An 11719-nucleotide genomic window follows, 5' to 3' on the forward strand; every position below is an offset into this window, starting at 1 on the left:
GTCCGCAACATCAGCCGGCGGCGGCGGCGGCGGCGGCGGCGGCGGCGGCGGTGGGGGCGGAGGCAAACCTCTAATTGCCCCACTGACTTCACCCGCGCCGTTGCTTACTCTTCCTATTCAGTAGCCGACTTCGGCTTTTTGAGCGCGTCGATCCAGCAAAACAGTATTGCGTCCCTCAGTATGGGCTTTAGCTCGCATCCTGCCCTGTTCCGGTGCCGGTTCTATATTTGACGTAGGCAAGGTTGCCTTAATGGAAACAGAAATTGCTTGGTAGAAACCGACGTCGGCGCCATTAGTTGGTTGGACCGCATCCTGACGGTTCGCGTTTTGGGCGCTGGCCGAAGGGCTCGCCGAGATTGGCCGCCTCGATCCGGTGATGGCGCGCCTCGTCGCCGAGGGCGCACGGTCGGCGCTGCGCAAGCGCGAGCCGGGTTTTCACGGGCTTGCCTGGATCATCATGGGGCAGCAGCTCTCGGTCGCAAGCGCCGCCGCCATCTGGCGGCGGCTGATCGATCGTTTCGGGACTTTGACGCCCTCGGTGATCGAAGCGGCGAAAGATGAAGAACTGAAAGCTTGCGGCCTGTCAGCGCCAGAAATCTGCATGTTGCGCGCGATTGCTGAGGCGATTACAAGCGGCGCGCTGCCGCTCGACGAACTTGGAGCCGTACCGGCCGACGCGGCCCATGCCGCACTGACGGCGGTGAAAGGGCTTGGCCCCGGGACGGTCGACATCTATCTCGTGTTCTGCCCTGGCCATTCTGACGCCTTTGCCGTGGGCGACCTTGCCTTGCAGGAGGCCGCGCGTCTCGCCTATGCAATGGTGGCGCGGCCGAGCGCTTCGGAACTTGTCGCGCTCGCCGAGCGATGGCGCCCATGGCGCGCCGTCGCCGCCAAGGCGCTCTGGGCGCATTACAAGATCGCGAAGGGCCAGGCCGGCGTGTCGGAGAGCGCCAAGCCTGCGGAGGCGATCGTGTTAAAAAAGAAAGGCCGTGAAACGCTGGAGAAGGGCGACGCAGCGACGATCGGTCGACGCAAAGATTGAAGTGGCGCCTCAATCGCGCGCATGGATGATGGCGAGCTCGTCGTGCCGCCGGCATCAAAACGCGTCGGATACAGTTTTAATTGTTTGATTTGTTGTGCAATGTCGAGATTGATCAAAATTGCGAATTGGGGCGGCGGCCAGCCACGGGCGAGCGTCGTCTTTGTCCATGGTCTCGGCGGTCACGTCTATGACACCTGGCGCAGAAACCCGGACGATGACACGTTTTGGCCGACCTGGCTGGCGCAAGACGTCCGGGGCATAACGGTCTACGCTCTGGTCTATGGGGCACCGCCGTCGAATTGGCTCGGCACCGCGATGCCGTTGCAGGACCGCGCCGTCAATATTCTCGAAGTGCTACTGAGCGAACCGGCTCTGCGGACAGCCCCGATCATCTTCGTCTGTCATAGCCTCGGCGGGCTCCTCATCAAACAGATCATGCTTGATCTGGAGCGCCAGAAAGGACGTCGCCCGGAAGCCAAGGAACTGCTCGAGTGCGTGAGCGAAATCGTCTTTCTGGCGACGCCTCATACTGGGTCGCGCCAAGGGAGCTGGATCGACCGACTGCGGTTTATCGCGTGGCCAACATCAATTGCCCGAACGCTCGTCGCCAATGATCCGACCTTGCGGGCGATCAATGTCGCCTATCGCGGTCTCGCCGATGATCGACGGGACATCCTCAAACACCGCATCTTCTACGAAACGCGTGGCACACCCGCCGGCGTCATTGTCGACGAGGCCAGCGCCGACCCAGGCCTTCCTGGCGATCCGCCCGTACCGGTCGACGCCGATCATATTTTAATCACGAAGCCCTTGGATCGTTTCTCAATCGCCTATGCTCGGACCCGCGACTTCGTCGAAAAAATGCCGCTCCAAACATCGCAAGAAGGGCCGGTGGAACTCCTGCCGCTCCAAGAGATCAAACGCGATCGGCGGCTCAATCTCATTCCTAAGATCCTGAGGATTATCGCGGCGATCGCGTTCGTCGTGCTCGTCATCCTTATCGCCTACAAGGGCGTCCAGGCGTTGATCGCGCCGTCGCCGCCGATTGATCAGCGTGCCATCGAAAGGAAAGTTCAAGAAGCGGATGACGCCAGTGCAGAGCGTCATCGGGAGGTGATGGCGTCACAAGATTTACTCCGTCTCCAAATGGCTCGCGAACAGGGCGTTCCCCCCGAGGTCCTGAAGCCCTTATTTGACAACCTAGGCATGCAGGGACTTACTCGCGACGAGATGCGCGAGAAGGCCTCGGACGCGATCCAGGCCATCCTTGCGCAGGCCAACCAGAAAGCCAAGCCGTCGCAAGTCGGCGCAGACGTCGACAAGACGATCGCCGCCTCAAGGGCGAAGTTGGCCAGCCTCGACACCGCTGGCGCGCAGGCCCTCCTAGATCGACAGATCGCTGAGGAAGAAAAAACCGCGGCTGCGGGGCGCCAAAGGCTCATAAGTCTGCTCGCCGAGAAAGCGGATGTTGCACGGATCGCCTTCGATTATCCCGCCGCCAAGGCGGCGCTTGAGCATCTTGTACGCTTAGACCCCGATCGCGTTTGGAGTTGGATCGATCTTGGCGACATCTGGACGACGACGGGACCGTTAGGCGAAGCCGAGAAAGCTTTTCGTGCTGCTGCCGAGGCGGCGCGTCGAACTAAGGATGAGCACGATCTCGGGGCGTCCTACGATAGGATCGGCAGTGTAAAGCAAGCGCTGGGCGATCTCGCCGGGGCGCTGAAGTCTTATTCCGATAGCCGTGGTATCACAGAGGCGCTGGCGAAGTCCGATCCCGGCAACGCTGGCTGGCGGCGCGAGCTCTCTGTGTCATGCGAGAGGATCGGCGACGTGCAGCAGGCGCAGGGCGATCTCGCTGGGGCGCTGAAGTCTTATTCCGAAAGCCGTGATATCACAGAGGCGCTCGTAAAGTCCGACCCTGGAAATGCCGGCTGGCAGCGCGATCTCTCATTGTCTTACGAGAAGCTCGGCGACGTGCAGATGGCGCGGGGCGATCTGGCCGGGGCGCTGAAGTCCTATTTGGATACCCTCGCCATCGTGGAGGCGCTGACGAAGTCCGACCCCGGCAATGCCGGGTGGGGACGCGATCTGTCTGTATCCCACAGTAGGATCGGCGACGTGCAGCAGGCGCAGGGCGATCTCGCCGGGGCGCTGAAGTCTTATTCCGATAGCCTCGATATCGCAGAGGCGCTGGCGAAGTCCGACCCCAGCAGCTCTGTCCGGAGACGCGACCTTGCCATCAGCTTGGGGAATATCGGCGACGTGCAGCAGGAGCAGGGCGATCTCGTGGCGGCCATGAAATCCTATTCAAACGGTCTTCTCATTTTTGAGGCCTTGGTAAAATCCGATCCCAGCAACGCCGGCTGGCGACGTGATATTTCTGCCTCCTACAACGCGATTGGCTATTTGCAGCAGACGCAGGGCGATCTCGTCGGGGCGCTGAAAAGTTATTCCTACAGCTTGTCAATCACACAGGCGTTGGCAAACTCCGATCCTAGCAACGCTGTCTGGCGCCGCGATCTCATCGCGTCCTACGGCAGGATCGGTGAGGCAATGCAGACGCAGGGCGATCTCACCGGAGCGCTGAGGTCCTATTTAGATACCCTCGCCATCGCGGAAGCGCTGACGAAGTCCGATCCCAGCAACGCGGGCTGGTGGCGTGATCTAGGAGTGGCCCACTTTAAGGTCGGCTCCGTGAAGCAGGGGCAGGGGGATTTGGCTGGGGCGCTGAAATCCTTTAAGGGCAGCGTCGCCACCTTTGAGACGCTAGCGAACTCTACACCAAGCAACGACGGCTGGAGGCGCGACCTGGCGGTCAGCTTGGGAAAACTTGGCAATACATACGGGATTTTGGGCAATAGCGATGAGGCTATCAAGGCTCTCAACCGTGGCAGAGCTATCGTTGCGAGCTTAGTCGGGTTATCGAATAGCGACGCGCGGTGGACCAAGAGTAATCTCGATTGGTTCGATGAGTTGATCCGAGAGCAGGGACAACGGGCACCACGCTAAAGGGCTCTTATCGAGCGCATCGCGGACGTCCCGCCCCACTTTTATTCCACGTCGGCAGCGCATGAGCGGAGGCTAAATGCGCGATCCATTTTTAGCCGCGGTCGACGCGCCGCCCTCTGCGATCCAACCGACGAAATGGACGGAAATCCTTCGGTGAACAGCGCGGCAATTGGGCCAAGCTTAATTCACCGCACACGCGCCTCTCGCGGTGGGGACATATCGGAGGCCGCCGGGCTTCCGATCGCAACTGCGCCGGCCGCCGCAGCTCGCTGTCCCGTTGGCGCGGGCGGCGATGACGGCGCTGAGGAACCGCCCTTTCCCTCACACGAAAGGCAGGTTGTAGCTGCCGGCCGGCTGCGGCGCGTCTTTCGGGTCATAGCCGAACAGTGCGGTTAGCGGGGACGAGTTGCGAAGTTTTTTCCAGCCATCGCTAAGCCCGGCCTTGATACCGACGCCGCCCAGGCCGCTGGCGAGCGATCCGGCCAAATCCCAGCCATCGCCTGCGTGCGTGTCCTGATTGAGCTGCAGGCCCATGACGCCGGTGTCGCCGCGCTTGAAGTCGGCAATCTGTCCGAGTTGCGAAGCGTCGCGGCCCTGCAGCAGCGCGTCGTTTCCGAGCACGTCACCGAAGGCGCGCATCTTGGCCCCGGCCGCTGCCTGTTGGTTCGAGAATTTCTGCGCCGCTCCGCGCGCGGCGCTCTCGGCTGCCTGCGTGTTCGCCGATCCTCCTGGCGCGACATTCGCGGCCGAAGTGGCTACCGGCTGCACGGCCTGCCCGAAATAATCGCCAAGCGACTTCGATTTCGCCGCGGTCTGGCCGGCGAAATCGCCGTAAAGCCCGAGCGAGTGGTCATTGAGTTTAGAGGCCTGCGCGTCGAGCTCTTGCTGCTTTGCCAGATTGGCGGCAAGCGTCCGCGCCGTCGCATCCGCGACCTTGCCGGCGCCGATCGCATTCGCGGCGGCGCCGGCGCCGCCGAGGGCAATTCCTGCAATGGTAATCGGATCGCACATTTTGGCCTCTCCCAAGTCGCGGGCGTTGGATTTGCAAACGCCGACGCCGACATCGCGTCGCCGCTGTTGTCAGTTAATCGTGCGCGGCGCGTCCGCCCCAGCAACCCAAGCGTAATAATCGAAATCCTGGCCGGCCTTGCCGCATTTCCGGATCGTGCTTTCAAAGGAAAGCCCGAGCGTTTCGATCCAATTATGCACCGCGCGATAGCTCGACATGGACGCGCATTCGATCCGATGAACGCCGGCGGCGATCCGCGGCGCAAAGAGCTCGCGCTCGACGTACTTTGTTAGCGGCAGCGCGATCGAGGAAAATTCGTCGGTCGCGAAAAACAGAAGCGACAGCACGTTGGGCCTGAGCTCGATAAGCCCGCAAATGGCGATCGGCTTGCCGTCGAGCCCGACGGCGAAGACATCGTCGCGCGATCCGTAGCGATCGGAGAGCAGGCGCGCCAGGTCCTCGCGCGTGCTCATATGCGACACGGCTTCGAGCTCTTCGAAGTCTCGCGCACGCATTTTCAACGCAATATCATAGACCGCTTGCGGCAGGTCAGTTTCAATTCTCATCGCGCGTATGCCTTGCGTTGTGGAGCGAATAAGTCGGACAGGCCGGAAAGCCCGGAGGGTGCAAGCGCGCTATTTGCGACAGCGCCGTTGGCGACGCCGGCGGCGAGCTGCGGCGCCGTCGGAATGCCGCGGACGCCGCTCGCAGCGCGGTTGCGCAGATAGGCTTGCACGACGGGCGACATGAGTGCGCGCCCGGCGACGGCCGGCCCGATCACGCCGGCGGCCGCTGCGATCGGATGGCCGCTCAGCGCGGCTCCGACGGCGCCGCCGCTCTGAAGCGAATGCATCACCGCTTGCCGCGGAGCGGTGCCAGACTGAGGAAGCGGCGCGAGGACAGTCTCACCGGCGCGCGCCAGCTCGCCCAGATCGCTATTGCCGCGGACGTATCCCGGCTTGGCGTTGCCGGCCGAAGCGGCAGCGCGCAGCTTCGTGGGCGAAAGCACGCCCTGCGCTGTCTGCTCGCCGGCCCCGCCCATGGCCTTTTCAAGCGTTTTCATGTTGCCGTATCGCTGCCTGGCGTCATCCCAGGCGCGAGCGTCCTGCGGTGAGATCGAGCGCCGCATAGCTGCGTCCATGGCGTCGCGCACGGCGCGCAGCGCGTCCGCTGACGGTGGATCGGCGAAGCGCAGACCTTCAGCCTGCTTTGACAAGCTCGAGCGCGTGTTCTGATAGCGCTCGCCATGGACGCCCCACGGCTCGGCAAGCAGATCGCCAATCGTGTTTCCGACGACGGGCCGCTGCTGCGCCGGGATTGCAGCCTGATCGTAAGCCGTGCGCGCGCCCCGCAGATCGCTGCGCAACTGCGCGTCATTGATCATGACGTTACGGCTCGAAAGGTCGTTAAATTCGTCCCTCAGCGCCTGCGCGCCCTGACGCATGGTTTCCGGCGTCGCTAGCTGGCCCTCTACAGGGGCGACGCCCATGCGCCGAAGCCCCGCTTGCGTGAACGCCTCGCGCTGCGCCTCAGTGATGCGGTTCGCGCCGCCTCCTGCGAAAGGCAGATCGCTTATGGCGCTTTCCATCCATTTAAGCGGCTTGCTGCCGGTCGCCTGGCCGGCCGTGAGCGGGATGCCTTCACGCCGCATGACGTCGATCGCCGGCAGGCGCGCGGCCGGCGTGTCGATCGGGCTGACGACGCGGCTCGCGCCCTCGACGAGGCCGGGGCCGACAAGAGCGCCAAGAGCGCCGCCGGCGGCGCGCGCGGCCGGCTCATATTTCGAGCCTTTCGCCATTTGCCCGCCGGCCTCGGAGCCCAACCCCGACGGCACGCCGAAGCGGACGGCGTTTAAGGCCGTCTCAGCGGCGCTGCGCGCCGGCATGAGCGCCGCGCCGGGCAAAGCCGCGCCGACGGAGGCTGCATATTCTCCCGTCTTCGTCTCTGGCTTGTGCAGATAGCTCGTCAGCGCGCCGCGCGCGGCGTCCTGCGCCTGGCCGACAAGGTCATGGCTCTGCCGCGTGCTTTCGCGATCGGCGCGCGCCTGATCGGACAGCGGCGCGCCGACTACGGAGCGAGCAGCGTCTTCGATCTTGTCGGCGCCGTAGTTCAAGCCGTTTTTTATCCCGCGCAGCGCAGTGACGGGCAGCTGCAAGAGCTCAGACGAGCCAAGGCTGACGCCGCTTCCGAATGAGGCGGCGGCGTCTTTCGCTGTGTCGGCCCAGGTCTTTGGCGCGGCCGGGTCCGCGGGCGCGCTCTTGCGCGCCGCGAGCTCTGCGGCGAACGGGTTCGCCGGCGCTGAGACGTCTTTGCCCGTCTCAGTCGCGGCCTTGGGAGCGCCCGCGAGCTCAGCGCGCCGGGCGGCGATCTTGGCTGCGACGGGATCAACAGGCGCCGGCGTGGCGGCCGCGGCTTTGCGCGCTGCGAGCTTCGCGGCGAATGCATTGTCGGTCATCTGCCCTCGCCAATGCTCGTTGACGCCATGAGTATTTGCATAAACGGCGTCGTCATCGCCGGCAGCCCCGCAGCCGACGTCATTGTAGCATCTCGCCAGCAGTCATCGCGCCGAGCTCGTTGTGATAGGCGCGCATTTTTGCCTCGTCCGCGTCGATACGCGCATTCATGGTGATGTGGTCCCGACGGCTCATCTCGTCCCTGACCCTCGCTACGACGTAGCCAGCGCGGGCTTTGTCGAACGCCTCACCTTTCCGGATTGCCTCCTGCAAGGCCAGTTCATGCACGAGGCCCGTTTTGAAGAAATGGAGATCGGCCAACGTCGCATCAAGCATAGAAGCTCTAAGCGTATCGATGACGGCTCCTTTCTCTAAATCTTCTGTGGCCGGCTCGTTGTCGATCAACCCCGCGTGGAAGTTAAAATAAACCATGTATTCGGCGCCTTCTCCGGAAATCCCGCGGAGAGCAAGCAGCGCCTTCAGCGCCTTGGCGCCGTACAGAAAAAGCGGCGCGCGCTCGGGGCAGGCGCGATCCAATGCGCCGCGTGCATCGAGCAGCCGGACAAACAATAACTCAAGATCGGCGCCTCCAATGACCGGCCCACTATAGGCAACGGCAGTGTCGATTGCGACGATTGTTGCATCAAGCGGATTTTTGCTGTGACGGATAGCGCAAAGCGCCTTGTCTATAGCCTCTACTTGAACGTCCATAATTTCCGCCTTTGCCTAACCCGCTCGCGTGGTCAGCGTATAGGTGTTTATTTGGTTTTGTCAAGCGTCGCATGGTATTTTGTGGCCCTGTTGGCGCGGCGATGAAATGCCTCGGCGTGTGGAGCGCGTCGGGTCGGTGCCTGTTGGTCGCATCAACTCGGCGCTTGATCCTGTCGACAGGGCAATCCGGCGTGACGCGTGAAATGCCTGATCGAAAACGGCAATTTCCAGCTCGGGACAATTTTGTTTTCGCGCTCCCCGCTAGAAATCGCCACACGGTCGGACCGTAGGCCAGGGGTGGCATCGGGCTTCGCGGCCGCTTCGGGTGGCGGCGGCCGACGATCCGCCGCCGCCGTGGAAGGCGCCGTGACTTCTGCGCTTCGCTGCGCAGGCCTGCGCGAGGCAAGGGAACATTCGCGTCGGCTGGGTGAAGATGCGGCAGCGGAGCGCCATAGGCGCTCACGCTTATGCGGCGATGCGGCGGGCATCGAGCCGCGGCTAAAGGCCTAGCTAGGCGCGCCGCCGGCGATCGATCCGGGCGAACTGCCGGCGAAAGGCTTGGAGCGGCCGCTTGTCTTCGTTCTCGTAACCAGGGTTGTTGGGATCGTTCATAGCCGCAAGATGCTCTGCGTCCAAGCGCTCATGCTCGGCGCATCCGGCAGCGGCGCCGTCGACGCCGAACTCGGCGACGAACGATGCTTCGTATGCCTTTCGGGCGAGCCGGGACATGTGTGGATCATCGCGCGCCAAGTGTTCGCATAGGCCCTGAAAGATTTGCCTTGTGCAGAACCGTTCGTAAGAACTCGCCGCGTATTCGGCGCTCCGCGTAAAGTTCATTTCGACCCAATAGTTCCGCGCATTAAACTCTTTCCACATGGTAACTACCTCCCGGCGTCAACAACGCAACGATGCGCGGTGATCTTCGCGGTGTCAATGCCAACAAATTAAAAAAAGGCTTAAGTTACAATATGTTGGCCGACTGTTGGCCTACAAATAGTGGCGGCAAATGCCATCGGGAACGCGCATACTGTTGTTTAAATTCAATCTGCGGCCAGGATGCCAACCGACAATTTTGGACTGCTTTAACTCAGAAAATAATTCGTGGATGCTCGCGAACGGGCCGCTGGCCGCAAGGATGCCTTGACACGATTGGAACGGTGGGGCTTTCCGCGCGGCAGCCGGAAGCTTTATGCGCCGCGATACCGTCCAATTTGGGTACACCCCTACGAAACATCGCCGTGATACATATTTCGCGTCTTAATAGGGTTGACTTTGATTTTATAAGACAGCATAAAGGAAGGGTCTAAAGGCTATCGAGACAGTTGAGGATGACATGGCCACTTATGGATATGCGCGGGTTTCGACGACAGACCAAGACCTCGCCTTGCAGAAGAAAGCTCTCAAGGCCGCCGGTTGCACGATCATTCGGGCGGAGAAGATGACAGGAACGAAGCTCGTCGGCCGCACAGAGCTGCGCACGCTGCTCGACTTCATTCGCGCTGGCGACATTCTCATGGTCACGCGCATCGATCGACTGGCGCGCTCGATAGGCGATCTGGCGGGGATCGTGCGCGAGCTCGAAAGCAAGGGCGCGGCGCTCAAAGCGACGGAACAGCCGATCGACACAAGCACAGCGGCCGGCAAGGCGTTTCTCGGCATGCTCGGCGTGTTTGCTGAATTCGAAACCAACATCCGCAAGGAGCGCCAGCTCGAGGGGATCGCCAAAGCGAAGGCTGAGGGCGTTTATAAGGGCCGCAAGCCGTCGATCGACGTGGCGGCTGTGCGACGGCTGCGCGACGTCGACGGGCTTGGCCCGACAGAGATTGCCGAGCGGCTCGGCATCGGCCGCGCGAGTGTCTATCGGGTCTTGGGGGCAGCTGCGGCGGCTGGCTGAAGCTGCATGCGCGACATCGCCGAATGTTTCTGCTCCGCGATCTCCGCGAGGAATTTACGTCGCTCGAGCTCGGCGGCAAAAGAATTTTGCGAAGGATCACTGACCTGCGACGCGGCGAATGACTTTTCATAGTCGCGTTCGATCAAATCAAGCATCTTGTATTCACGAACCGGGCGGGCCGCGTGATATTCGGCGTAACGCCTATCGACCTCGGCCGCTTTGGCCTCTGCCGCCTGCCTCGCTTCGAAAGCCGCGTCGAGCGGCGTGATCTGCTCATCGCCCGGCCGCACGGCGTTGAGAATGGCGACGAGCGCGTAATAGCAGGGTGCGCACGCGGCCACCTGAGCTTCCTGGCGTTCTAGGGTCATCGTGCTCCCTATGGCGCCTGCGATGGAGCCTGGAAGTTCTTCCACGCCCGTCACTATGCGCGCTATGGCGCCTGGAAGCTCTTTCGCGCCCTGGTAAATGCCGGCGACGATCAGGACCGGTAAGAGAACCACGGCGCCCAAAAACGTCAGCAACGCAAGGGCCTGTATAGTTCGCTCGAATGCTATCTTTGGAATTGCGAGCATCTGATTTCCTTCGGTTCACAGCGGCGGCGGCGCGTTTTGGCCGCTAACGAGCGCGCCGGGAAACGCCGCAATGGTCATCCGCAGTCACTCGAAAACGTCTGGCGCAGTGTCGCTCGATTTGCGCCGTTTGGCTTTCGGGGCGCTGGAGCCAACCGCCCTTTCCCCACGGCGAATGATTTGATCAAGCTCGGCGTGTGTCATCTCGGACAACGGCTTATCGTCGGCTGCGTTTTCCACCTTATCAAACAAGCCGGCGGCGCGGAAGATCGACGTCGCTGCGGTCGCGCGTGCCGGCGCTGGCGCTTTGGGATCATTGCAAACCGAAAGCAACGTCGCATAGGCGACTTCGACCCCTTCTCGGCGGATCAGCTTTTTAAGGTCGGCAAATGCTTCTGTCGCCGAAATGCTGGATTGTTTCTTCGTCATGGAAAAAGTTCTCTCAGAGTTTCGGGTGAAAGCGAGATAAGGCCTGGATCGCCAGCGGCAGCCGCTGGCTGGCTTTCGGCGCCGCGGGCAGCTTGGGCGTGGTTTCTGGCTTCGAAAGCGGCCTCCGTCGCCAGGACGATCTCTCTGAAGGCTTTGGCGTCGGCCCGCTGTTTGCGAATGCCGGCGCGGCGCTTCGCCGGGCCGGGGTTCATCACGCGCTTGGCGAACTGGTTGTCATATGCGGCTCGTTGCTCCGGCGTCATGTCCGCCAGTTTTGCTGCGCGAGCGGCGGCGCGCTTTTTTTGGCGTTGGGCGACCGACCGTTCTTTCCGCGCCAGGGCGTCGGCGCCTGCGTCTGCGGTCGGGAGCTGGAGTTTGTGCCAGTGCTTGCCCTTGGGCGTCTTGCCGCCGTGATAGCGGCAACGGCCGTTCGAATAGAGGATCAATTGTTGGCAAGGCTCGCCGTCGCGCTTGCGACGGGCGCCGCAGCGCGGTCCGGCGAGGCGCTCGGCGTTGATCCGCTTCATGAGATCGGAACATCGCTTTCGCCATGCCAGAGAGCGGCTGTGTGCGAGGAGGTTTTTAGCTCTACGGGAATAA

Annotated in this window: 10 protein-coding genes; 3 read left to right on the top strand and 7 right to left on the bottom strand. The window is 62.3% G+C overall.

The window, feature by feature from the left end:
- The first annotated feature begins 376 nt into the window (after positions 1-376).
- The gene (locus tag CR492_RS08775) at positions 377-1042 is read left to right on the top strand and encodes a DNA-3-methyladenine glycosylase family protein (RefSeq protein ID WP_102843380.1); all 666 of its coding nucleotides are present in this window, start codon (positions 377-379) and stop codon (positions 1040-1042) included.
- A gap of 21 nt (positions 1043-1063) precedes the next feature.
- The gene (locus CR492_RS08780) at positions 1064-4054 is read left to right on the top strand and encodes an alpha/beta fold hydrolase (RefSeq protein WP_102843381.1); all 2991 of its coding nucleotides are present in this window, start codon (positions 1064-1066) and stop codon (positions 4052-4054) included.
- 321 nt (positions 4055-4375) lie between these two features.
- Here the strand turns inward: CR492_RS08780 and CR492_RS08785 are convergent, their stop codons facing one another.
- The 5 genes from CR492_RS08785 to CR492_RS20485 form a co-directional block, all read right to left on the bottom strand.
- A complete protein-coding gene (locus CR492_RS08785) occupies positions 4376-5065 on the bottom strand; it encodes a hypothetical protein (protein WP_102843382.1) in 690 nt (229 codons plus the stop codon).
- A gap of 69 nt (positions 5066-5134) precedes the next feature.
- Positions 5135-5629 (bottom strand): hypothetical protein, encoded by a 495-nt coding sequence (locus CR492_RS08790; protein ID WP_102843383.1) that lies wholly within the window; start codon positions 5627-5629, stop codon positions 5135-5137.
- A complete protein-coding gene (locus CR492_RS08795; RefSeq protein WP_102843384.1) occupies positions 5626-7518 on the bottom strand; it encodes a hypothetical protein in 1893 nt (630 codons plus the stop codon). The genes CR492_RS08790 and CR492_RS08795 overlap by 4 nt, the downstream gene beginning before the upstream one ends.
- A 79-nt stretch (positions 7519-7597) precedes the next feature.
- Positions 7598-8227 carry a hypothetical protein gene (locus CR492_RS08800; RefSeq protein WP_102843385.1) on the bottom strand — a complete coding sequence of 210 codons (630 nt, stop codon included), beginning with the start codon at positions 8225-8227 and terminating at the stop codon, positions 7598-7600.
- 510 nt (positions 8228-8737) lie between these two features.
- The gene (locus CR492_RS20485) at positions 8738-8956 is read right to left on the bottom strand and encodes a hypothetical protein (RefSeq protein ID WP_146030221.1); all 219 of its coding nucleotides are present in this window, start codon (positions 8954-8956) and stop codon (positions 8738-8740) included.
- A gap of 604 nt (positions 8957-9560) precedes the next feature.
- Here CR492_RS20485 and CR492_RS08810 point away from each other — a divergent pair.
- Positions 9561-10121, top strand: a complete 561-nt coding sequence (locus CR492_RS08810; protein WP_102843387.1) for a recombinase family protein — start codon at positions 9561-9563, stop codon at positions 10119-10121.
- On the opposite strand, the gene CR492_RS08815 is transcribed toward CR492_RS08810, so the two are convergent.
- Together CR492_RS08815 and CR492_RS08825 are read right to left on the bottom strand one after the other, a co-directional pair.
- Positions 10085-10630: a hypothetical protein gene (locus CR492_RS08815; protein ID WP_146030222.1), complete on the bottom strand. Its 546-nt coding sequence runs from the start codon at positions 10628-10630 to the stop codon at positions 10085-10087. The genes CR492_RS08810 and CR492_RS08815 overlap by 37 nt on opposite strands.
- A gap of 485 nt (positions 10631-11115) precedes the next feature.
- Entirely contained in the window at positions 11116-11646 is a 531-nt protein-coding gene (locus CR492_RS08825; RefSeq protein WP_102843390.1) for an HGGxSTG domain-containing protein, read from the bottom strand.
- Between the last annotated feature and the right edge of the window lie 73 nt (positions 11647-11719).

This window comes from Methylocella silvestris, assembly GCF_002891535.1.
Lineage (GTDB): Bacteria > Pseudomonadota > Alphaproteobacteria > Rhizobiales > Beijerinckiaceae > Methylocapsa > Methylocapsa silvestris_A.

Excerpts from the sequence above, each read along its gene's own strand:
- CR492_RS08775 (WP_102843380.1), top strand. The coding sequence starts at position 377 with ATGGCGCGCCTCGTCGCCGAGGGCGCACGGTCGGCGCTGCGCAAGCGC.
- CR492_RS08780 (WP_102843381.1), top strand. The coding sequence starts at position 1,064 with ATGGATGATGGCGAGCTCGTCGTGCCGCCGGCATCAAAACGCGTCGGA.
- CR492_RS08785 (WP_102843382.1), bottom strand. The coding sequence starts at position 5,065 with ATGTGCGATCCGATTACCATTGCAGGAATTGCCCTCGGCGGCGCCGGC.
- CR492_RS08790 (WP_102843383.1), bottom strand. The coding sequence starts at position 5,629 with ATGAGAATTGAAACTGACCTGCCGCAAGCGGTCTATGATATTGCGTTG.
- CR492_RS08795 (WP_102843384.1), bottom strand. The coding sequence starts at position 7,518 with ATGACCGACAATGCATTCGCCGCGAAGCTCGCAGCGCGCAAAGCCGCG.
- CR492_RS08800 (WP_102843385.1), bottom strand. The coding sequence starts at position 8,227 with ATGGACGTTCAAGTAGAGGCTATAGACAAGGCGCTTTGCGCTATCCGT.
- CR492_RS20485 (WP_146030221.1), bottom strand. The coding sequence starts at position 8,956 with ATGTCCCGGCTCGCCCGAAAGGCATACGAAGCATCGTTCGTCGCCGAG.
- CR492_RS08810 (WP_102843387.1), top strand. The coding sequence starts at position 9,561 with ATGGCCACTTATGGATATGCGCGGGTTTCGACGACAGACCAAGACCTC.
- CR492_RS08825 (WP_102843390.1), bottom strand. The coding sequence starts at position 11,646 with ATGAAGCGGATCAACGCCGAGCGCCTCGCCGGACCGCGCTGCGGCGCC.